The organism is Candidatus Neomicrothrix sp., assembly GCF_035329545.1.
GTDB lineage: Bacteria > Actinomycetota > Acidimicrobiia > Acidimicrobiales > Microtrichaceae > Microthrix > Microthrix subdominans.
This window is the reverse complement of record NZ_DAOLGP010000035.1, coordinates 20064-40803: the sequence shown is the minus strand read 5'-3', so window position 1 is coordinate 40803 and position 20740 is coordinate 20064. Positions and strand designations below refer to the sequence as shown.

Genomic DNA, 20740 nt, shown 5'->3' with positions numbered 1-20740 from the left:
CGGCGTCCGAGACCACCTCGGCATCCGCCGACACGACCGCCGCCGGGTCGGCATCCGCTGCATTCTCCGAGGACAACTTTGGCCCCGGTTGCGCCGACGTGCCAGCGGAAGGCGAGGCCGGCAGCTTCGATGCGATGGCCCAGGATCCGGTGGCTACGGCTGCGTCGACCAACCCGCTACTGTCCACCCTGGTCACCGCGGTTGACGCCGCCGGCCTGGTCGACACGCTGAACTCGGCCGAAGCCCTCACCGTGTTTGCCCCGGCGAACTCGGCGTTCGAGGCCATCCCCAAAGAGACCCTCGACACGCTGCTTGCCGATCCGACCGGCGATCTCGCCACGATCCTCCAGGTGCACGTGGTCGAAGGCAAGATGAGCGCCGACGACCTCATCGACGCCGGCACCGTCACGAGCCTCGAGGGCAGCGAGCTGAAGATCAGCGCCGAAGACGACACGATGATGGTCAACGACGCCAGCGTGGTCTGCGGCAACGTGCAGACCGCCAACGCCACCGTCTTCATCATCGACTCGGTCCTGATGCCCGGGGATGCCGGTGCTGAGGCTGGCGGCGAAGAGGCCTCGGCGTACTCCGAGGACAACTTCGGCCCTGCCTGCGCTGATGTGCCAGCAGACGGCTCCGGCAGTTTCGAGGGCATGGCTGCGGATCCCGTGGCCACCGCTGCGTCGAACAACCCGGCGCTGTCCACCCTGGTCACCGCGGTTGACGCCGCCGGCCTGGTCGACACGCTGAACTCCGAGGAGGCACTCACCGTGTTCGCCCCGGCCAACTCGGCCTTCGAGGCCATCCCCAAGGAGACCCTCGACACGCTGCTCGCCGACCCGACCGGTGATCTCGCCACGATCCTCAAGGTGCACGTGGTCGCTGGCAAGATGAGCGCCGACGAGCTGATCAAGGCCGGCAAGGCCACGAGCCTGCAGGGCACCGAGCTGAAGATCACCGCCGACGGCGACACGATGAAGGTCGACGACGCCAGTGTGGTCTGCGGCAACGTGCAGACCGCCAACGCCACCGTCTTCATCATCGACTCGGTCCTGATGCCGGCGAAGTAGTCACCGTCCTCCCAACGAAATGGTTGGGATGGTGCACGCGTCGATGCCGGAGGCCGCAAGGTCTCCGGCATTGGCGCGTCCGGAGGGAAAACCCCCCCCTGCGATGGTCGACTTCCGTGGCACCTCGCCCGTGCAAGTAGCGTGAGAAAAATGGCTGACACTCCCACACCCGCCTATTCGCTGCGCATTCGCGTCCGCATGGAAAACCGACCCGGCATGCTGGGACGGCTGGCCATGGCGATCGGGGAGGTCGGCGCCAACATCGCAGCCCTCGATGGCTTCGAGGTGAAGACCTCCCACCTGGTGCAGAACGCTGTTGTCTACTGCTCGGGCGAGGCCCATCAGAAGGAGGTGCTCGAGGCGGTCAATGCCATCGACGGCATCGTGGTGCTCGAGTGGTCCGACCAGGTCTTCGACCTGCACGAGGGCGGCAAGATCGAGCTGAGGTCGCTGTCGGAGCTGCGCGACATCGACGACCTGTCGATGGCTTACACCCCTGGCGTGGCCCGGGTCTGTATGGAGATTTCGAAGAACCCGATGCGCGCCCACGACCTGACGATCAAGGCCAACACGGTGGCGATCGTCTCCGACGGCACCGCCGTCCTCGGCCTGGGCGACATCGGCCCCGAGGCCGCCATGCCGGTGATGGAGGGCAAGGCGCTGCTGTTCAAGCACTTCGCCGGGGTGGATGCCTTCCCGATCTGCCTCAACACCAAAGACCCCGCCGAGATCATCGAGACGGTGGCCCGGCTGGCGCCGACCTTTGGCGGCATCAACCTGGAGGACATCGCCGCCCCCGGCGCCTTTGAGATCGAGGCGGCGCTGGTCGAGCGCCTCGACATCCCCGTGTTCCACGACGATCAGCACGGCACCGCCATCGTCACCCTGGCCGCGCTGGACAACGCTCTGCGAATCGTCGGCAAGCGCATGGATGATCTGAAGATCGTCGTGTCCGGGGTTGGGGCCGCCGGGGTTGCGGTGTCCAAGATCCTGATGGATGCCGGCGTCTCCAACGTGGTCGGGGTCGACTCTCAAGGTGCGGTGCACACCGGCCGGGAGAACTTGAACCCGTCCAAGAGGTGGTTCGCCGAGCACACCAACCCGGAGGCGCTCGCCGGCAGCCTCACCGACGTCATGGGTGGCGCCGACGTGTTCATCGGGCTCTCCGCCCCGAACGTGTTGACCCGCGAGGACGTGCTGAGCATGAAGGCGGACCCGATTGTGTTCGCCATGGCCAACCCCGACCCGGAGATCCGGCCCGAGTTGATCGCCGACATCGCAGCGGTGATCGCCACCGGCCGCTCGGACTTTCCCAACCAGATCAACAACGTGTTGGCGTTCCCCGGAGTGTTCCGTGGGGCGCTCGACGCCAGGGCCACGGAGATCACGTCTGGCATGAACCTGGCGGCCGCCCACGCCATCGCCACGGTCGTTGGCGACGACCTGGCCGCCGACCACATCATCCCCTCGGTGTTCGACACGAGGGTCGCCGATCGCGTGGCGGCAGCGGTGAGCGCGGCGGCGCGCAGCGAAGGGGTGGTGCGAGATCGCGCCTGAAGCTGTTCGGGCTGGCCGTCCACCGTTGCGGGCGGTGACCTATGACTTCTGGAACACCCTGATCGGGGAGCACCATTCGCCGTCGGATCAGCGGGTTGACCGGGTGATGGTGGCCCTCGCTTCGGTCGAGGCCGACGTCGCCAGGGAGGCGCTGCTGGCCGCCACCGCCGCAGCGGAGGACTTCTACGAGGTTCGCTGGCGGGAGAACCGTCCGTTTTCGCCCGAGGAATGGTCGGCCCAGGTGCTCGGCGAGTTGTCGATCGATGACCCGTCCGCCCACGATGCAGTTGCCGCTGAGCTTCGCCGAGGCCTGTCCGTCACCGAGCGGACGCTGGCCCCGAACGCCGAAGCCACGCTCCGCACCTTGAGTGACGCCGGGATCAAGCTGGGCATCGTCTGTGACGTCGGCATCACGCCGTCGGTGACGTTGCGGGGCTACCTCGAGCACTTTGACGTACTGAAGTACTTCGACCACTGGTCGTTCTCCGATGACGTCGGCGTGTACAAGCCCGACCCCCGAATCTTCACGCACGCTCTCGAGGGGCTCGGCGTGGAGCCTGTCGAGGCGGCCCACGTCGGGGATCTGCGTCGCACCGACGTGGCTGGTGCTCTGGGCATGGGTATCACGTCGGTGCGGTATCGCCACTGGCGCGACGATGTCACCGAGGCGCCCGAGGCCGAGGTGCTCCTCGACGACCACACCAACCTGCCCGGCATCCTCGGCGTCGCCTGAACAAGGACTCCTCAGCTGCGTCGCCGAGCTACATCGCTCCAGCGGCTGCGGTGGAACTCGGAAGCCGAAATCGAGACCACCCACCGTGCGGTTCACGGCGCCGGCTACCGGACGGGGGCCGGGCGAAGCTATGATCGGCCGTTCCCGCGCGGGACTGGCCCCCATCGTCCAGCGGCCTAGGACACCGCCCTTTCAAGGCGGCAACACGGGTTCGAATCCCGTTGGGGGTGCTCACCGTCGTCGGGATCCCTGGTAGTGCGCCTCTGCTCGCTGGGTCGTGGATGGGGGTGCCCGTCGAGCCCTCGTCGAGGACCATCGAAGCGAGATTCGGTGTCTCAACGCCTGACCGAGGAGACCACGACGTCGCACTGATTTTGGCAGCTGCGCTGTCAACTGGCGGAGGGCAGGTGGGGATCGGGTAGAGTGTCGTCTCCCGAGCGGGCCTGGCTCGTTTGGGATAAGTGCTGGTCCCGTGGTGCAGTTTGGAGTGCACGCCGGCCTGTCAAGCCGGAGGTCGCGGGTTCAAATCCCGTCGGGACCGCCACCACAGTTACCGGATCCGAGGGCCTTTCGGCCCCCGGGACCGGCTTCTGTGGTTACGGTCGGGTAGCTCAGTTGGTAGAGCGGTCGCCTGAAAAGCGATAGGTCACCGGATCGACGCCGGTCCCGACCACCAGATGACAAGGCGGGCCGAACCTCCGGGTTCGGCCCGCTTCGCGTCTCGTTCGCTGTGGAGCGCTGCGTCCGTTGTTCAACCTGCGTTCGCACTGTCAGAGCTGCGTTCGCAGTGCGAGGACGGCCTCATGCACCAAATTGCCGAGCACGGCGTAGGTGCGCCAGGCGGGAAACGTGGCCGACCAGGGCGCCGGCGGCGCCTGCTCGTCGTCGGTGATGTCCAGTTCGGCTGCCATCACCAGGCGCACATCGTTGAGGGTGCGCATCCACACAGCCAGGGTTTCCGCGTCGATCTCGCGGTCCTCGAGGGAGGCCTGAACCCGTTCGAGCGCCGAGCTGCGCGTCGCGGTCAGGTCGACCTTGGTCAGCGAAGAGAATTCGACGGAACGAGCCGCTGATGCGTCGTCGCCGTCGCCATAACCGGGCGGATACAGCGGTGCCAGCGACGGCCCGTCCTCGGACAGCCGCTGGTGCTGTTCGGCGAGGACCCTGCGCAGCAGGGCACGTTCGCCTCTTCGCAGCCGCACCCGGAACCGGGAGTCTCCCACCGGATGAAATCGTCTCCACATTGCTCGATGGACCTCCTCGCCGGTACGGCGTAACCAGGCGCTCTGTTGGGTGACCGCCGACTCGTCGGTGGCCTCGGCGACGATGGCGGCGATCACCGCACCGTCGTGGGTGGCGCCGAGCAGCCTGGCCAGATCGTCCCCGGCCAACTGCCGATCGTCGGCCAGTTCGACCACGACCCCCAACGCGTTGGCCAGGACGGCGATCAGCTGGGCATGTTCGAAGCGTTCGCCGCCGCCAGGGTTCTGATGCGACAGTTCGGGCAGGGCTTCGGTCAGGCGGAGCGCCAGCGCACCGGCGGCGGCGGCCAGCCGACGGGGCACCTGCTCTTCGCCCGCCCACGAGCTCCAGGCCAGGGTGGTTCCGGGCGCCACCTCGGAAACGTCGGAGTCGTCGGCGTCGTCCTCGGACCCGTCACCGTGCTGGGTGTCGTCGAGGGCGAGCACCGGCACGAACCACGGCTCATCGGTGTCTGGCGGGCCGCCCGGCGTAGTCACTTGTCGTGTTCCATCGTCGCCCACAGCCCATGTTCGTGCAGGCGCAGAACATCGAGCTCGCAGCGCTCCCGGGTGCCGGTGGCCACTGTGGCCCGGCCGAGTTGGTGGACATCGAGCATCAGCTTGGTCGCCTTCTCCTTGGAGAAGCCGAAGAGGCTCTGAAAGACGAACGTCACGTACTCCATCAAGTTGACCGGGTCGTTCCACACGATCACCACCCATGGCCGGTCAAGATCGAACGACTCGTCCACCTCGACGCGTTCAAGGGTGTCCGGAGCGGACGTGGTCATGTCGCCTCCGGGGCGTGAAAGGCGGGGCCGGGGGTTAAGAGTGCCGTTCGGGTGATTGCCACGACCAGGAGGGTGACCCCGACGATGTGGGCGGCCACCAACACCGGCGGCACTCCCAGCGCGTACTGGGTGTAGCCGACGGCGCCCTGGGCGAGGGTCAACAACACGATCACCTGCGTGCGGAAAATCGTCGGCCCGTCCTTGCTGCGGGCTGCTTCAAACGCCAGCCACACCACCGCGCCGACCAGCAACCAAGCGGTGGCCGAGTGCACACGCACCACCGATGAGATGTTGAAACCGAACCGTGGGGCGTTCGCGTCGCCGGCGTGCGGCCCGGTTCCCGTGGCAATAGGGCCGGTCACCAGCACGGCCAACAGCGCTCCGCCCGCCGCCCAGGTCGCCGCGGTGACCCGCGGAAAAGCGCCGACCGGCTTGGGCATCGGGCCGCCGGCGTCGTCGAGCGATCCGGCGCGCACATGAAGCACGGTGGCCGACCAGACGAGCACCATCGAGATGAGAAAGTGACCGATGACCACGGCAGGGTTGAGGTCGGTGAGCACCGTGACGCCGCCCCACACGATCTGGGCGACCACGCCGGCGACCAGCGACCATGCCCACAGGGTGAGGTTGCGCCGGTAGGGCCGCCGACGCAGAGCGCCGAGAACCGCAGCGATGACGGCGACCGAGACGGCGCCGGTGAAGAGGCGGTTGGCCTGCTCGATGCCCTTGGCCCCCGACAGCTCCCCGATCACCTCGGTATCGGAGCACCGCGGCCAGTCCTCGCAGCCCAGGCCTGACCCGGTCAGGCGCACGGCTGCACCGGTGAGCACGATGATGCCGAGCAGGAGCAGCGCTGCGAAGGTGAAGCGCCGATAGGCCCGGGGGCTGACCGGTTGGCGAATGAGCGCCGCGACTTGCTGAGCAACGCGACGGAGGCGGTGGTCGGCATCAGGTGCTGCATCACCCTTCCGGGCCATAGCGCCGTCGGATCCCTGTCCGATCGGGGGCGACGGTGTCGGAGAAATCGGCCCTGGGTTCACGGCGATCAGGCTAGTGCTGGGTGGTGTGAGCTCCAGCGCTGACGCATCGTTGCTTGGCCACCGGCCGTCCTGGGGGCGTACCCTTCGGACCATGCGGACGGCCAGCACCCTCACCAACCATGCGCCGTCGGGCAACGGTGCGGCCAGCGCCACCGGCTGGAGAGCGGTGGCGGCCTATGTGGCGCTCACCAAGCCCCGCATCATCGAGCTGCTGCTCATCGAGACCGTGCCGGTGATGATCGTTGCCCAGCGGGGCCTGCCATCGCTGTGGCTGATCCTGGCCACGGTCGTCGGCGGCACGCTGTCGGCGGGTGGCGCCAATGCCGTCAACATGTATATCGACCGCGACATCGACGCCAAGATGGAGCGCACGGTCAATCGCCCGTTGGTGACCGGGGCGGTGACGCCTCGCAATGCGCTGGTTTTCGCACTGGTGATCGAGGTGATCGCCATCGCCCTGCTGTGGTTTGCGGTCAACCCCCTGAGCGCCCTCCTGGCGTTCGCGTCCTTCGCCTTCTATGTCGGCATCTACTCGATGTGGCTCAAGCGGCGGTACAGCTCCAACATCGTGATCGGCGGTGCCGCCGGGGCCGGCCCGGTACTGATCGGCTGGGCGGCCGTCACCGGATCGCTCGGCTGGGCACCCTGGCTGATGTTCCTGCTGATCTTCCTGTGGACACCGCCCCACTTCTGGGCGCTGGCGGTCAAGTACCGCGAGGACTACGCATCGGTCAACGTGCCGATGCTGCCGTCGGTGGCCAGCTTGAACACCACCGCCCGCAAGATCCTGGGTTACACGCTGGCGCTGGTCGCCGTGTCGCTCGTGCTGGCCCCGGTCGCCGACCTGGGTTGGGTCTACCTGGCCGCAGCTGTGATCAGTGGAGCGGTGTTCCTCTGGTCTGCGGTGGCCGTGCTGCGGTCCCCAACACCCGCCACGGCGATGCGGCTCTTCGGCTGGTCGATCACCTACATCACCGTGCTGTTCGGGGCGATGGCCGTCGACCAGCTCGCCGGGTTCGCCTGGCCGCTATGAGGCAACCACGTTGGGCTGGCCCCGGGACAGCGCACGGTTTTCCACCCTCCACCCCCCCGGGAGTAGTGTCGTGTCGTCCGCGCTGCCGGATGCAGCACGGATGTACGCCGCTGAGCGATCTTTCTGACGTCGAGGTAGGGAACGGATATGGCAGTAACCGAATCTACGGTTGAGGCGCCCCCTGCCGCACCGGCTGAACTTGGCCCGGCGGATCGGGATGGTTTCATTTCGTCGGCGCAGGCCGAGCTGACGGCGATCGAGCGCTTCATCGGCACGGTCGACCACAAACAGCTTGGGCGTCGCTACACCGTGACCGCCTTGGTGGTCACCGCTGTGGGCTTCATCGTTCGTGCCCTCGGGTGGGCCGGCGCCAACGGTGGCGACGCCCTGCTGGGCGACTGGTCGCTCCAGGTGCGCGAGTCGGCCGATATTGCCGTCGTCGTGCTCGGCGTGCTCGCACTGATCGTCGGCATCGCCGTGTACGTCGTACCGCTGCAGATCGGTGCCCGCGGTATCTCCTTCCCCCGCCTGGTAGCGCTGTCGTACTACTCCTGGCTGGTGTCGACCGTGCTGTTCGCCGCCTCGATGCTCGGCGATGGCGGCATCGGTGGAAATTCCCTCGAGATGGGCCGGTTGGGCGTGTTTGCGCTCATCGCCGGTGCGGTGTCGATCCTCGGCGGCATGATCGCCGTGATGACCACGGTGCTGACGCTCCGTGCCCCGGGCATGAGCCTGGCACGCACCCCCATGTTCGCCTTCTCAATGCTGGTTTCGGGAGCCCTGTGGCTGGCGACGGTGCCGGCGATCGTGGCGGTCGGCGTGCTGATGCAGGCCAATCGCTCCAATGCCGGGGCGATCAAAATGGATTCGGTCGACAACCTGCGCTTCCTCGGCTGGCAGCCCACGGTCTGGATCCTCGCCATCCCGGTCATCGGGCTTGCCGTCGACATCGTCCCGGTCGCCACCGGCAGCCGGCTGATGCAGCGCTTCGCCTTCCGCGGGCTGCTGGTCATCCTTGGCGTCGCCTCCTTCGGGGTGTGGGCGGTCGACCCCGCCCTGAGCTTCAACACGTTCGTGTGGATCGCCTTCTCCGGCTTGGCGCTGTTGGCGGTGCTGGCCAGCCTTGGGGGCCTGCTTCCCGAGCTCCGTCGCCTGGACGGGGCACCGTCGGCCCCCGGCGCCCTGATCGGTTCGCTGGCGGCGTTGGCGCTGCTGACGCTGGCCGGCATCCTCGGTGGCCTGGCAGCGGTCAACACCATCGGCAGCGGAGAGGACGGCCTGTTGGGCCTTCCCGCCATCAACGGCCTGATCAGCGCACAATCCAACGTCATCCTGGGAGCATCGGTCGTCGGGCTGCTGACCGCCCTGGCCTTCTGGGGGGTCAAGTTCACCGGAACCCTTCCCGCCATGGGTGCAGCTGCCGGCTTGGCCCTGCTCGCCGGGTTGGGTGCAGTGATCGCCGGTGCCGGTGGCGTCGTCGACGCCATCGCTTCGATCGACGGTGGAACGGGTTCCGGTGAGTTGGCCGCTTGGCTGATCGCCGCCGGCTCGATCGTGCTCGCCCTCAGCCTGCTCGGTGCGGCGGGCGTTCTGATCGTTGGGCTGCGCGCCGGCGAGACCGGTCCCGCCGACCCGTTTGACGGACACACCCTGGAGTGGCTGACCGCGTCACCGCCGTCCACCATGAATTTCGATGACGAGTTGCCCGAGGTGACGTCCGCCTCGCCGCTGCTGGATGCGCGTGAGAAGGCAGCGGACGTCGAAGGGAGCGACCGATGAGTTCCATTCCCGCCGAGCTGGCGCCACCTGTCCTGCCCAAGCGTCGCCAGACGGTGATCGGCGCGGCGCTTGCGGCCGGTTCATCCGCCATGTTGGTGGTCATCCTGTTGGGTAACTACCTGGAGATCCGGTCGGCGTCGGACAACTTCTTTGATGGCGTGTCGATGCCGCTCACCCAGCCCAACGTGATGTTCTGGGGTCTCGGCCTGTCGGTGTTGTCGATGCAATGGGCGGTCTGGGCGATCGCCCGGGACGAACGGTCTCAGGCCTACTGGGCGATTGGGATCACGGCGTTGCTGGGGCTGGCATTCCTCAACAGCACCTGGTACCTCCTGGCCCAGAGCGACCTGGCGGTCGGCACCCAGCCCGAGGCCGGTGCCACTTTTGCGGTGGTCGGCGCCCACGTGGCGATGACGATCGCCGGTCTCCTCATGCTGGCGGTGATGGCGTTCCGCACGTTCGCCGGACAGTTCTCGAGCCGCTACCCCGACGGTTGGTCGGCGACGGCGGTCTATTGGCACACCATGGTCGGCGTGTTCGTACTCGTTTGGTACGCCGTCTACATCACCAAGTGAGGCGAACGATCTCATGATCAACACAGGGTCTCGTACCTATTTCGGTCTTGCCATCGGCGCCTTCATCTCGGCTCTGCTGTATGGCTTCATTACCAACACCATGGACGTCGGTGCGTGGACCACGCTCGGTGGATCGGGTGGGGTCGACGCCATCCTCGGGCCGCTCACCTTTGGCTACAAGGGCGGGGTGGGTGACCACTTCGGTTACGCCGCCCTGATGGGTTTTGCCGGTCTCAGCGTCGGCTTGGGCGCGATCACGACGGCGTTTCGGGACGGCGACGCTGAGGCGATCGTTCAGGTCGAAGCGTCCGACCAGGCCTTCGCCGATCAGCCGCCGATGGGCGTCGTGCCCTGGCCCGCACTGTTCGCCATCGGCATCGGCATCGCCGTCGTCGGTCTGTCCTTCTCACCGTTTCTGTTCGGCCTGGGGCTCTTCGTGGCGGTGTTGGTCGGTGCCGAGTGGACCCTAACCGTGTGGAGCGAGCGCACCTCGTCGGACCCCGAGGTCAACCGGGCCGTACGCGGCCGGGTGATCTGGCCGCTCGAGGTGCCGGTCGGTGTGGCCGCAGGCCTGGCGGTGATCGTCTTCTCGATGTCTCGGCTGTTCCTCGCCACCGCCGGCCTCGGCGCAGCGATCATTGCCGGAGCGCTCGCGCTCATCGTGTTGACCATGGCCTTCGTGCTGTCGGCCCGGCCGTCGATCAACCGTGGCCTGGTGCTGGCGGTCGTGTTGGTGTTCGGCGTCATCGTGATCGGCGCCGGCATCTGGGGTGGGGTTGCCGACAACAACAAGGATCACAACACTGAGGAGGGGGCCGCCTCGTCGACGGCGGCACCCGGGGGCCAGACTGTTGGCTCGTTGCTGTACCCGTCCGCTTCCGCAGCATCCGCTGCGGCGTCCTGACCTGATCGATCCACCCCTACCGATGGACCATTCGATGAACTTTCTCAGCAGACTCCCAGCACCGGCCCGCCGGGCTGGCCATGTCCTCCTTGGCGTCGCCTTGGTTGGCGTGCTCGTGTCATGCGGCAACCAGGACACCTACCCGCTGACGACCCTGAGCCCCAAGGGCAAGCAGGCCGATCAGATCCACACGCTGGTCAAGCCGATCTTCTTCATCGCCGCCATCGTCTTCGTGCTGGTGGAGGGCCTGATCGTCGTCATCGTGATCAGGTACCGCCGTCGGCGCAACGAAGGCGACGGTGAGGGCGATCCCAAGCAGGTTCACGGCAATACGCCGCTGGAGCTCACCTGGACCGCGCTGCCCGCTGTCATCCTCGCCGTGCTGTCGGTCACCAACGTTCAGACGATCTTCGCCTTGCAGGATCGCGAGCCGGACGCCGTCAAGATTGACGTCTTCGGCCAGCAGTGGTGGTGGGAGTACCGCTACGACACCAACGACGATGGTGAGTTCGACATCATCTCCGCCAACGAAATGGTGATCCCGGCCGGCCGCCCGATCGAGCTGAACGTTCAGAGTCGGGACGTGATCCATTCCTTCTGGATCCCTGCGCTGAACGGCAAGATGGACTCCGTCCCCGGCCGCACCCAGTTCCTGGGCTTCCAAGCCAACAAACCTGGAGTGTTCCAGGGCCAGTGCACCGAGTTCTGTGGGCTCTCCCACGGCTACATGCGCATGGAGGTCAAGGCGCTACCGCCCGCCGAGTATGAGGACTGGGTGCAGAGCCAGCAGGCGCCGCCGGCCGAGCCGGCGGGCGAGCTCGCCAAGGAGGGTCGCACAGCGTTCCTGGCCCAGTGCGCCTACTGTCACCAGGTCAACGGCCTCACCTCCGAGGGCGAGTATTCCGATGAGGGCCCGGTGAACGACTACAAGGGTCTCGACGGTGCGGCGCTGCCGACCGTGCGACCCGGCGTGGCACCCAACCTGACCCACCTGATGAGTCGGAACCGATTCGCAGGCAACATGTTCCCCCTGTACTACGAGGATGGAACGCCTGACGAAGGCAAACTCAAGGAATGGCTGGCCAATCCGCAGGCGATGAAGCCGATGATGCCGGACAACCTCCAAGGAATGCCGAACCTCAACCTCGACCCGGCAACGATTGATGCCTTGGTCGCCTACCTGATCACACTCGACTGAGCAACGGATCGAAGGAACCACCATGACGATCGTTGAACCAGAAAAGACCAACCTCCCCGCCACAGTCGACCCAGATGGGCCTGGCTCGGGCGATCTGGTACCAGCCGGCAACGGCACGGGTCCCAGCCGACCGCTGGGCGTGTTTACCCGCCCCAGCAGCACCACCGGGTGGCGCTCGTGGATCACCACGGTGGACCACAAGCGCATCGGCATCATGTACAGCTGCACGGCGATGGTGTTCTTCATCGTCGGCGGCGTCGAAGCACTCCTGCTGCGCACCCAGCTGGCTGCCCCGAACCAGACGCTGTTGTCGGCCGACCTGTACAACCAGGTGTTCACCATGCACGGCGTGACGATGATCTTCCTGTTCATCATGCCGATGGCCTCTGGCTTCATGAACTACCTCATCCCGCTGCAGATCGGCGCTCGGGACGTTGCGTTCCCTCGCCTCAACGCGCTCAGTTATTGGATCTACCTCTTCGGCGCCCTCTTCGTGAACACCTCGTGGTTTCTTGGCGGCGGTGCCAACGGCGGCTGGTTCAACTACGCACCCAACTCCAGCGTGGTCTTCTCGCCGGGTCACGGCATCGACTTCTACGCCGTTGGCCTGCAGATCGTCGGTCTCGCCTCGCTGATCGGTTCGATCAACCTGATCGTCACCGTGTTCAACATGCGGGCTCCCGGCATGACCTGGTGGCGCATCCCGACCACCACCTGGATGTCACTGGTCACCCAGTTCCTGTTGGCCTTCGCCATCCCGGTCATCTCGGTGGCGCTGTTCCTGTTGACCTTCGACCGTCGCTTCGGTGCCACCTTCTTCAACGGCGCCAAGGGCGGTGACCCGCTGCTGTGGCAGCACCTGTTCTGGATCTTCGGCCACCCGGAGGTGTACATCATCGTGATGCCGGCCTTCGGGATGGTGTCCGACATCATCCCGGTGTTCAGCCGCAAGCCGCTCTTCGGTTATCGCTTCGTCATCTTCTCGGGGATCGCGATCGGTTTCCTCGGCTTCGGCGTGTGGGCCCACCACATGTTCGCTTCGGGCATGGGCCCGATGTCGGTCACAGCGTTCTCGCTGGCCACGTTGACCATCGCCGTACCCACCGGTGTGAAGGTCCTCAACTGGATGGCCACGATGTGGGGCGGACGCATCCGCATGACGGTGGCGATGATGTACGCCATTTCCTTTGTGGCGATGTTCACCATCGGCGGGTTGTCAGGCGTGACCCACGGGTTCGCTTCGGCCGACACCCAGCAGACCGACACGTACTACATCGTCGCCCACTTCCACTACGTGATCTTCGGTGGTGGCGTGCTCGGCTTCCTGGCGGCCACCTACTACTGGTATCCCAAGATCTTTGGGTACATGCTCTCCGAAGGCGTGGGCAAGGTGGCGTTCTGGTTCGTGTTGATCGGATTCAACGCCACGTTCGGCCCGATGCACGTCCTCGGCATGGAAGGCATGAGCCGGCGGATCTTCTCCTACAGCGACTACCAGGGCTTCAACCTCTGGAACTTCGTGGCCACGCTCGGCGCCTACACGATGGCGATCGGTGTCGCCCTGTTCCTGTGGAACGTGTACTCGAGCTACCGGGCGCACAAAGCCAACCCGGTCGATGTCGGACCGGACCCCTGGGACGCCCGCACGATCGAGTGGACCATCCCGTGCCCGACGCCGGTGTACAACTACGACCCGATCCCGACCGTGCACGAGATCGACGAGGCCTGGCACCTCAAGTACGGCCACGACGAGGACGGCCGCCCGGTGCGTATCGCCAACATGGAGGATGTGGCCCAGAAGGGCGATTCGGTGGGCGTGCACCTGCCCTCGCCGTCGTTCCAGCCCATCCTGTTGGCCTCGAGCCTGCCCTTCATCGGCTACGGCGTCATCTTCAACCTGTGGTTCGCCGTGCTGGGCGGGGCCCTGTTCATCGCCGGCTTCGTCGGCTGGATCCTGGAACCGTCGGATGATCCGGACGCCGGTCACACCGGGCTTGACGGGCACGACCACGACCCCTCCGACGACTCCAAAGCGGCTTTGCCCGAGGGCAACGAGGCGGAGGACGGCGATGACGTCGAAGCCGAAGACGTCGTGAGTACCAAGGAGACCGCCAATGTCTGACACCCTCACCGCTTCCGGGGCTTCGGCCCCGGCATCGGCGGAGCCCGACGACTACAGCGGGCATGCCACCAACACCGGCATCTCCAACCCGAAGCTGGGCATGTGGGTGTTCCTGGGGTCGGACTGCATGCTCTTCGGTGGCCTGATCGCCACCTACATGCTGTACAAGAACCGTCCCATGGCGCCGGGCATCGTCGGTAACGCCGAGCCCATCTCCGACGTGTTCGACATCGCCTTCACGTCGGCCAGCTCGTTCGTGTTGTTGATGAGCTCGCTGACGATGGTGCTGGCGGTCACGTCCATCGCCCGCGGTGACCATCACAGGCTGCGCCTGTGGCTCGGCACCACGGCCTTCCTCGGCGCCATCTTCATCGGCGGGCAGGTGTACGAGTTCACCGAGTTCGTGCGCGAGGGCTTCGGCTACACCACCAACGTTTCGACGTCGTCGTTCTATACCCTCACCGGGTTCCACGGCGTCCACGTCACCTTCGGCATCCTCATGTTGTTGACGATGATGGTGTTGTCCTTCAAGGGCCGCATCCCGCAGTCCAAGGCCGAAGGGGTCGAGATCGTCGGCCTGTACTGGCACTTCGTCGATGTGGTGTGGATCCTCATCTTTACCGTCGTCTACCTGATCAATTAGTAGGAGCGTCCACGTGAGCACGTCCAGCCCCGATGAAGGCACCGAGACCCTGCCGAGCTCGCCGTTCAGCGAGCACGACACCCTGACCGCCGAGGAGGCGGCCAACCTGAGGGCCGATGAAGGCCTCAACCGGATGGTGCACCATTCCGACATGATCTACATCAAGGTCGGCGCAGTGCTGGCGGTGCTGACCGCCATCGAGATCGCGCTGCCCGAACTGCTCAACAACGGCAAGATCTACGGCCCGCTGCTGATCGCTTTGATGATCATCAAGTTCGTCATGGTGGCCGGGTTCTTCATGCACCTCCGTTACGACGGCAAGGAGCTGAGCGGCCTGTTCTACGGCGGCGCCATCCTGGCGGTCATCGTCTACGTGGCCGTCCTGTCGACGTTCTCGTTCTGGACGGACTCCGGCAACCAGAACTTCACCTCCCCGCCGCCGATCCAGACGACGGTGCCGCTGGAAGACCCGGCCGCCCCGGGCGGCTAGCGAGCCCGGAGGGGCGGCGCTTCAGCCGTCCCAGCGGAACGTACGGGCGGCTACGAGTGGCGCGATGATGGCCCATCCGGCCAGCACGCCCCAGAGCCAGCCGGTGGCGAAGCTCTCGGGACCCATCGTGGTCACGGTCAGGCCGGCCAGCGGAGCTGCGGGAAGAGCGTGTGCGACCGCTGCAAGCGGCGCCGGGAACTTGTCGATCGGGACGACCATGCCCCCGATGAGCAACAGCACCAGATACAAGCTGTTGGTCGCTGCAAGGTTGGCCAGGGCGGGTAGGCGTCCGGCGAGAGCCAACCCGATCCCGGCAAAAGCTGCGGTGCCGAGGGCGAGTGCGACCAGTCCGAGCGGCCAGGTCGGGGGTGGGCGCCATCCGAGCGCAGCGCCCACCATCGCCAGCACGGCCACCTGACCGACCTCGATCGTGGCCACCGTCGCCACCTTGGCTGCCAACCAGCGACCCCTGCCCAGCGGGGTCGAGCCGAGCCGCTTGAGGACGCCGTAGTTGCGATCGAACCCGGTGCCGATCCCTAGGCTGACCATCGAGGTGGACATGACCGCCAGGGCCATCGTCGCCGGCGTCAGGTAGTCGACCGCGTCGACCCCGTCGAAGCGCACGACATCGATCTGGGAAAAGAACACCAGGATGCCCAGTGGGATGCCCACCGACACGAGCAACTGTTCGCCCTGGCGCATCGCCAGGCTGAATTCGGCCCGCCACTGCGAGAGGAACGGCCTCATCGGGACTCCTCGCCTGGAGCGGATCCCGACGGATCCGGTACGGGCGGGTCGGACGCTCCCGGGGGCTGTCCTGCGTCGGTCACCTCGCCCGTCAGGCGAAGGAACACGTCATCGAGGCGTTTTCGGCCCGCCCGAAGATCGGCCAGGCTTACGTCCCAGTCCGCCAGGGCGGAGGTGAGCGTGGCGACGAGCCGGGGCGTGCCTGCCGCCGCTACGACGTACTCACCTCGGCTTGCCTCGGTGACGAGGGCGCCGAGGCGGCTGGACAGCTCGGCGGTGTCCAGGCCGGGGTCGGCACCGAAGCGCACCTCGTCACCCGATTCGAGGCGCAGGAGGTCGTCCGGGGTGCCAGAGGCGACCGCCACGCCCCGGTCGATGATCACGATGTGATCGGCCAGGCTTTGGGCCTCGTCCAGATCGTGGGTGCTCAGCACGACGGCAACCCCGTCGTCGCGCAGCTGCGCAATCAACGAACGGATCAGTAGTCGTCCTTCGAGGTCGACGCCGGCTGACGGCTCATCGAGAAAGGCGATCCGGGGCCGCCCGATCAGTGCGAGGGCAAGGGAGAGGCGCTGCTGTTCGCCGCCCGACAGCTTTCCCCAGGTTGAGCGGGCCCGATGGGCCAGGCCGACCTGCTCGAGCAGACGGGCAGGATCGAGCGGGTCGGGGTAGAAGCCGGCGAACTGCGCCAGCACGTCGCGGGGGCGCTGGTGGCGGGGAAGCCCCGCGCCCTGCAACATCACCCCGATGCGCTCGGTGAGGGCCTGGTGATCGGCCACCGGGTCCAACCCGTCGACCCGCACCTGGCCCGACGACGGCCGGCGGTATCCCTCGCAGCATTCGATCGTCGACGTCTTGCCCGCTCCGTTGGGTCCCAGAACGGCGGTGACGGCACCGAAGCCGGCGGTGAGCGACAGGCCGTTGACCGCGATGATTCTGCCGTAGCGGACCGTGAGGTCGTCGACCTCGACTGCGATTGTCACGATCGCTGACGTTACTGCCGGCCGCCGAGGGACCGGCAGCCGGCTCCCGTCAGTCGGTCGGCAGCTGGAAGCGACCGAAGAACTCCCACATGGCGGCCGAGGCGTCCAAGTTGGTCGTGGTCGGCCCCATGATGGCGCCGAGCTGAGCGTTGAGCTCGCTGCCGGGCCAGGTGTGGCCGCCGCCCTCGACGATGTCGAAGACGACGTCGGCGTCCTTCGGGCAGTCATAGGTTCGCCGCACAACGTCGTCTTCGATCCGGTCATCGATGACGTCGTCCTCACAGCCGTTGCGGACGGCCCATTCGTCAACCGACTGCGGATAGCCCTCGCCCTGCAGGTCCGCCTCTGGCACGTTGGAGACGTCCGCGTCGCCGCTGAGCAGACCTCCGAGGTTGCCCACCCCGCCGTTGAACAACAAGATCGGGTCGGCGGTGCCGTGGAAGGCCAACACCGGCACCGGACGCTTGGTGGAGTCGCAGGTCGCCATGACCCCGGCCACCGGAGCGACGGCAGCGAAGCGGTCGGGGTAGGCGCAGGCGATCGCCGAGGTCATCATGGCGCCGTTGGACAGCCCAGTGGCATACACCCGGGAGGTGTCGATGCACTGCTCAGCACCGATGGTGTCCAACATGTCGCCGACGAAGGCCATGTCGGGGTTGGCTGCGGGGTCGGGGGCGATATCCCAGCTGATCGGATTGCCCCGCCCGTTGGGGACGACGGTGATGAACCCTTCCTCGGTCCCCAGCTCGGGCAACCTGCTGGCCTTGGCCGCCAGCTCGGCACCTTCCATCAGGCCGTGAAAGTCGAAGACGACCGGCGCCGGCGCCTCGTCGGTGCCATCGGGAACGGTCAGCAGGTAGTAGCGCTCCTCGCCTGCCACCTCCATCGTGGTCTTCGCTGCCTTGACCGCAGGGTGCGGGCCCGAGTCGCACCCTGCCGACGGCGTGGCCGCTCCGGGTTCGGCCACGTCCTTGGACCCGCCTTGTGCGTCGTCCGCCTTCGAGTCGCGTCCGGCGGCCGCTGTCTCGTCCATCGGCTTGGCGGTGGTCTCGCCGTCTCCCGAACACGAGGCCATCAGCACCAGCGCCACGGCGGCCGTCGCAGCTCGACCGACGGGGACACAGCGACCGACCGAACGGCGCGACGGACCGGTTGACTTCGACCTCGACAACATGGCTCACAGCGTAGGGGGAGACCTCCTCCCATAACGTGAGCGGATGCAGCACGAGTCCATGGTTCCCAGAATCGCACCTTCGCTCGGCCCTCTCGACGGAGCCATCGTGTTGCTCGACGTGGACGGCACACTGGTCGACTCGGCGCCGGCGATCACCTGGTGCCTGGCCCGGGCCATCGAGTCGGTCGGCCTGGACGCGCCCCCGGTCGACGTGTTGGCGGCCGACATCGGCCCCCCGCTCGAGGACACGCTGGCCGCCCACGGTGTCGCCCCGGCGGGCTTTGAGACGGCCAAGGCGACCTACCGCAGTTGCTATGCCACCGAGGGTTTGGCGCGCAGCGTGCTGTACCCGGGCATCGTCGAGGCCCTGTCCAACCTGCGTAGCGGCGGGGCTCGCCTGGCGACGGCCACGTCGAAGCGGGTGGCGATGGCCACCGATGTGTGCCGCCACCTGGGTATCGCTGACTACTTCGAGGTGATCGGCGGCGCCGGCGAGTTCGATCGGCTGCACAAGCCCGAGATCCTCGGCTGGACGCTGGAGCGGATGGGAGGGGAAGCACCGGGCCGCACAGCGATGGTCGGCGATCGCCGCTACGACGTGGCCGGGGCGCTGGCCCTCGGCCTGCCCGCCGTCGGCGTCGGGTGGGGATACGGCACCAGCGACGAGCTGGTCGCTGCCGGCGCAGCCATGGTGCTCGATGCCCCGGAGCAGCTTCCCGCCGCCCTGGCGACCGTCCTCACCGGCTGAGCCACTACCGTCTCGGTCATGCTGGACGTCCGCTCACTTCGTAACGATCTCGACGGCGTGACCGCGGCGTTGGCCCGTCGGCGCGACGAGTCACTGGGAGCAGAGGTGGCCACCGCAGCGGCGCTCGATGCCGAGGTTCGCGCCCTCAACACCGAGCGGGACCAGCTCCGTAGCCGGATCAACGCGCTGTCACAGCAGGTTGGTGCGCTCTTCCGCGACGGCCGGCGCGAGGAGGCCGAGGGGCTCCAGGCGAAGAGTCGTGCGCTGGGCGACCGCGAGCGGGAGCTCGACTCGGCGGCCGAGACCAAGGCGACCGAGCTGCGGTCCCTGTTGCTGGTCATCCCCAACGTCCCCCATCCCGACGCCCCCGACGGTGCCTCCGACGGCGACAATCCGGTGCTCACCAGCGGCGGTCCAGCGATCGACAGCTACGGCGAGGCCCAACGCGTGCCCCACTGGGACATCGGGGCGGCGCTTGGCATCCTCGACACCGAACGGGCCACCAAGTTGAGCGGCGCCATGTTCAGCCTGCTGCGGGGCCCCGGCGCCACGCTCAGCCGGGCGCTCACCCAGTACGGGCTCGACCTCAACGCCGATGCCTTCGTCGAGGTTCGTCCGCCGTCGCTGGTCACCTCCGAAACCCTGACGGCAACCGGCCAGCTGCCCAAGTTTGCCGACGACGCCTACCACCTCGAGCGCGACGACCTGTGGGCGATCCCCACCGGGGAGGTGCCGCTCACCTCGATGCACCGCGACGAGACGCTGGCCGAGGCCGCGCTGCCGATCCGCTACATGACCGCCACGCCGTGTTACCGGCGCGAGGCGGGATCGGCCGGCCGCGACACCCGGGGCATGCTGCGCAGCCACGAGTTCGACAAGGTCGAGATCCTGGCGCTGACCACCCCCGAGCAGGCGCCCGCCATGTTCGACGAGCTGCTCGCCCGCGCCCTGGCCGGCATCGCCGGGTTGGGATTGACGTGGCGCACGGTCGACATCTGCACCGGTGACCTGGGCCAGAGCCACCATCGCAGCATCGACATCGAGGTGTATGCGCCGGGTGCCGACGCCTGGCTGGAGGTGTCCTCGGTGTCGTGGTTCTCCGACTACCAGGCCCGTCGCGCCAACGTCCGCTACAAGGCCGAGGGCGGCAGCGGCACCCAGCTGGTGCACACCCTCAACGGCTCGGCGATGGCGGTCCCGCGGGTGTGGGCGGCGATCCTGGAGGCCTACCGTCAGGAAGACGGCTCGGTGCGCGTGCCCGAGCCACTGCTGCAGTACATGCGGGGCATGACGACGATCGAGGCGCCCTAACGGGTTGAGCGCTCCGCCCGGCGTTCGATGCCGGCGCCGTCCAACAGGCGGAGGGTCCAGCTGAGGTCGAGGCCGATCACCGTGTCGCGGCGGCCTTCCAGGCGCTGGATCAGTACCCCGCCGGCATCTTGGATGGCGTAGGCGCCCGCCTTGTCCATCGGCTCGCCGGTGGCGACGTAGCCGGCGATTTCAGCGTTGCCCAGCGTTCGGAAGCTGACCCGGGCGATCGAGAGGGCGCTGGCCCGCGTCGAGATCGCCCCGGCATGGTCGCGCCCGACGAGCGCTTGGGCGCTGAGCACGCGGTGGGTGCGGCCCGACAACCGTGCCAACATGTCGGCCGCCTCGGCGGGGTTGCCCGGCTTGCCCAGCAGCGTGTCGCCGAGCACGACGACCGTGTCGGCGCCCAGCGACACCTCGTCGGCCTGCACGTCGGCTCCGGCCTTCTCGAAGGCCAGGCGCGTGACGTAGGCGTCGGGCGACTCGTCCGCGTGCGGGGTTTCGTCGACGTTGGGGGGCCGCACTTCGGGGTGCAGGCCCAGCTCGGCCAGCAGTTCCCGGCGGCGGGGCGAAGCGCTGGCCAGCACCAGCCTGGGGTCGTTCATCG

General features: G+C 67.2%; 20 protein-coding genes and 3 tRNA genes. 16 read left to right on the top strand and 7 right to left on the bottom strand.

Going from position 1 to position 20740, the window contains the following annotated elements:
• The 6 genes from PKD89_RS16085 to PKD89_RS16060 all read left to right on the top strand — a co-directional run.
• Positions 1 to 1070: fasciclin domain-containing protein (locus tag PKD89_RS16085; RefSeq protein ID WP_324332534.1), on the top strand; the 1070-nt coding region annotated here is incomplete at its 5' end.
• A 150-nt stretch (positions 1071 to 1220) separates the two neighbouring features.
• Positions 1221 to 2627, top strand: a complete 1407-nt coding sequence (locus PKD89_RS16080) for an NAD-dependent malic enzyme (protein WP_289011195.1) — start codon at positions 1221 to 1223, stop codon at positions 2625 to 2627.
• Positions 2628 to 2661: 34 nt separating this feature from the next.
• Positions 2662 to 3360 (top strand): HAD family hydrolase, encoded by a 699-nt coding sequence (locus tag PKD89_RS16075; protein ID WP_289011196.1) that lies wholly within the window; start codon positions 2662 to 2664, stop codon positions 3358 to 3360.
• Between the two features lie 157 nt (positions 3361 to 3517).
• Positions 3518 to 3590: transfer RNA gene (locus PKD89_RS16070), tRNA-Glu, on the top strand.
• 236 nt (positions 3591 to 3826) lie between these two features.
• A tRNA-Asp gene (locus PKD89_RS16065) sits at positions 3827 to 3904 on the top strand.
• Positions 3905 to 3960: 56 nt separating this feature from the next.
• A tRNA-Phe gene (locus tag PKD89_RS16060) sits at positions 3961 to 4036 on the top strand.
• A gap of 94 nt (positions 4037 to 4130) precedes the next feature.
• On the opposite strand, the gene PKD89_RS16055 is transcribed toward PKD89_RS16060, so the two are convergent.
• From PKD89_RS16055 to PKD89_RS16045, 3 genes are read right to left on the bottom strand one after another with little or no spacing between them, the layout of a single operon-like run.
• The gene (locus PKD89_RS16055; protein WP_289011198.1) at positions 4131 to 5099 is read right to left on the bottom strand and encodes a DUF2017 family protein; all 969 of its coding nucleotides are present in this window, start codon (positions 5097 to 5099) and stop codon (positions 4131 to 4133) included.
• The gene (gene clpS, locus PKD89_RS16050) at positions 5096 to 5389 is read right to left on the bottom strand and encodes an ATP-dependent Clp protease adapter ClpS (protein WP_287375507.1); all 294 of its coding nucleotides are present in this window, start codon (positions 5387 to 5389) and stop codon (positions 5096 to 5098) included. The genes PKD89_RS16055 and clpS overlap by 4 nt, the downstream gene beginning before the upstream one ends.
• Complete coding sequence (locus PKD89_RS16045) at positions 5386 to 6429, bottom strand: COX15/CtaA family protein (RefSeq protein ID WP_289011199.1); 1044 nt, start codon at positions 6427 to 6429, stop codon at positions 5386 to 5388. The genes clpS and PKD89_RS16045 overlap by 4 nt, the downstream gene beginning before the upstream one ends.
• 91 nt (positions 6430 to 6520) lie before the next feature.
• On the opposite strand from PKD89_RS16045, the gene PKD89_RS16040 reads away from it, so the two are divergent.
• The 8 genes from PKD89_RS16040 to PKD89_RS16005 all read left to right on the top strand — a co-directional run bounded on the left by PKD89_RS16040 (position 6521) and on the right by PKD89_RS16005 (position 15173).
• Positions 6521 to 7462, top strand: coding sequence for a heme o synthase (locus PKD89_RS16040; RefSeq protein WP_287375512.1), 942 nt, complete (start codon positions 6521 to 6523; stop codon positions 7460 to 7462).
• Between the two features lie 147 nt (positions 7463 to 7609).
• Complete coding sequence (locus tag PKD89_RS16035) at positions 7610 to 9241, top strand: cbb3-type cytochrome c oxidase subunit I (RefSeq protein WP_289011200.1); 1632 nt, start codon at positions 7610 to 7612, stop codon at positions 9239 to 9241.
• Positions 9238 to 9816, top strand: a complete 579-nt coding sequence (locus PKD89_RS16030; RefSeq protein WP_287390977.1) for a cytochrome c oxidase subunit 3 — start codon at positions 9238 to 9240, stop codon at positions 9814 to 9816. Before PKD89_RS16035 ends, PKD89_RS16030 begins: the two co-directional genes overlap by 4 nt.
• Before the next feature lie 13 nt (positions 9817 to 9829).
• Positions 9830 to 10720 carry a hypothetical protein gene (locus tag PKD89_RS16025; RefSeq protein ID WP_289011201.1) on the top strand — a complete coding sequence of 297 codons (891 nt, stop codon included), beginning with the start codon at positions 9830 to 9832 and terminating at the stop codon, positions 10718 to 10720.
• A 34-nt stretch (positions 10721 to 10754) separates the two neighbouring features.
• The gene (gene coxB / locus PKD89_RS16020; RefSeq protein WP_289011202.1) at positions 10755 to 11918 is read left to right on the top strand and encodes a cytochrome c oxidase subunit II; all 1164 of its coding nucleotides are present in this window, start codon (positions 10755 to 10757) and stop codon (positions 11916 to 11918) included.
• Positions 11919 to 11940: 22 nt separating this feature from the next.
• Entirely contained in the window at positions 11941 to 14040 is a 2100-nt protein-coding gene (gene ctaD / locus PKD89_RS16015) for a cytochrome c oxidase subunit I (protein ID WP_287390983.1), read from the top strand.
• Positions 14033 to 14683: a cytochrome c oxidase subunit 3 gene (locus tag PKD89_RS16010; protein WP_289011203.1), complete on the top strand. Its 651-nt coding sequence runs from the start codon at positions 14033 to 14035 to the stop codon at positions 14681 to 14683. The genes ctaD and PKD89_RS16010 overlap by 8 nt, the downstream gene beginning before the upstream one ends.
• 13 nt (positions 14684 to 14696) lie before the next feature.
• Positions 14697 to 15173 carry a cytochrome C oxidase subunit IV family protein gene (locus PKD89_RS16005; protein ID WP_287375532.1) on the top strand — a complete coding sequence of 159 codons (477 nt, stop codon included), beginning with the start codon at positions 14697 to 14699 and terminating at the stop codon, positions 15171 to 15173.
• A gap of 21 nt (positions 15174 to 15194) precedes the next feature.
• On the opposite strand, the gene PKD89_RS16000 is transcribed toward PKD89_RS16005, so the two are convergent.
• From PKD89_RS16000 to PKD89_RS15990, 3 genes are read right to left on the bottom strand one after another with little or no spacing between them, the layout of a single operon-like run.
• Entirely contained in the window at positions 15195 to 15920 is a 726-nt protein-coding gene (locus tag PKD89_RS16000; RefSeq protein ID WP_287375535.1) for an ABC transporter permease, read from the bottom strand.
• Positions 15917 to 16903 (bottom strand): ABC transporter ATP-binding protein, encoded by a 987-nt coding sequence (locus PKD89_RS15995; protein WP_287375538.1) that lies wholly within the window; start codon positions 16901 to 16903, stop codon positions 15917 to 15919. Before PKD89_RS15995 ends, PKD89_RS16000 begins: the two co-directional genes overlap by 4 nt.
• 49 nt (positions 16904 to 16952) lie before the next feature.
• On the bottom strand, positions 16953 to 17993 hold the full coding sequence (locus PKD89_RS15990) for an alpha/beta hydrolase family esterase (RefSeq protein ID WP_289011205.1): 1041 nt from the start codon (positions 17991 to 17993) through the stop codon (positions 16953 to 16955).
• Between the two features lie 127 nt (positions 17994 to 18120).
• On the opposite strand from PKD89_RS15990, the gene PKD89_RS15985 reads away from it, so the two are divergent.
• Positions 18121 to 18825, top strand: a complete 705-nt coding sequence (locus PKD89_RS15985) for an HAD hydrolase-like protein (RefSeq protein ID WP_287390987.1) — start codon at positions 18121 to 18123, stop codon at positions 18823 to 18825.
• Between the two features lie 18 nt (positions 18826 to 18843).
• Positions 18844 to 20136, top strand: a complete 1293-nt coding sequence (serS, locus tag PKD89_RS15980; RefSeq protein WP_289011207.1) for a serine--tRNA ligase — start codon at positions 18844 to 18846, stop codon at positions 20134 to 20136.
• On the opposite strand, the gene PKD89_RS15975 is transcribed toward serS, so the two are convergent.
• Complete coding sequence (locus PKD89_RS15975; protein ID WP_289011208.1) at positions 20133 to 20738, bottom strand: Maf family protein; 606 nt, start codon at positions 20736 to 20738, stop codon at positions 20133 to 20135. The two genes, serS and PKD89_RS15975, sit on opposite strands and share 4 nt — an antisense overlap.
• Positions 20739 to 20740 lie beyond the last annotated feature (2 nt).

Excerpts from the sequence above, each read along its gene's own strand:
- PKD89_RS16010 (WP_289011203.1), top strand. The coding sequence starts at position 14,033 with ATGTCTGACACCCTCACCGCTTCCGGGGCTTCGGCCCCGGCATCGGCG.
- ctaD (WP_287390983.1), top strand. The coding sequence starts at position 11,941 with ATGACGATCGTTGAACCAGAAAAGACCAACCTCCCCGCCACAGTCGAC.
- PKD89_RS15985 (WP_287390987.1), top strand. The coding sequence starts at position 18,121 with ATGCAGCACGAGTCCATGGTTCCCAGAATCGCACCTTCGCTCGGCCCT.
- PKD89_RS16030 (WP_287390977.1), top strand. The coding sequence starts at position 9,238 with ATGAGTTCCATTCCCGCCGAGCTGGCGCCACCTGTCCTGCCCAAGCGT.
- serS (WP_289011207.1), top strand. The coding sequence starts at position 18,844 with ATGCTGGACGTCCGCTCACTTCGTAACGATCTCGACGGCGTGACCGCG.
- PKD89_RS16035 (WP_289011200.1), top strand. The coding sequence starts at position 7,610 with ATGGCAGTAACCGAATCTACGGTTGAGGCGCCCCCTGCCGCACCGGCT.
- PKD89_RS15975 (WP_289011208.1), bottom strand. The coding sequence starts at position 20,738 with ATGAACGACCCCAGGCTGGTGCTGGCCAGCGCTTCGCCCCGCCGCCGG.
- PKD89_RS16040 (WP_287375512.1), top strand. The coding sequence starts at position 6,521 with ATGCGGACGGCCAGCACCCTCACCAACCATGCGCCGTCGGGCAACGGT.
- PKD89_RS16000 (WP_287375535.1), bottom strand. The coding sequence starts at position 15,920 with ATGAGGCCGTTCCTCTCGCAGTGGCGGGCCGAATTCAGCCTGGCGATG.
- PKD89_RS16080 (WP_289011195.1), top strand. The coding sequence starts at position 1,221 with ATGGCTGACACTCCCACACCCGCCTATTCGCTGCGCATTCGCGTCCGC.
- PKD89_RS16025 (WP_289011201.1), top strand. The coding sequence starts at position 9,830 with ATGATCAACACAGGGTCTCGTACCTATTTCGGTCTTGCCATCGGCGCC.
- coxB (WP_289011202.1), top strand. The coding sequence starts at position 10,755 with ATGAACTTTCTCAGCAGACTCCCAGCACCGGCCCGCCGGGCTGGCCAT.
- clpS (WP_287375507.1), bottom strand. The coding sequence starts at position 5,389 with ATGACCACGTCCGCTCCGGACACCCTTGAACGCGTCGAGGTGGACGAG.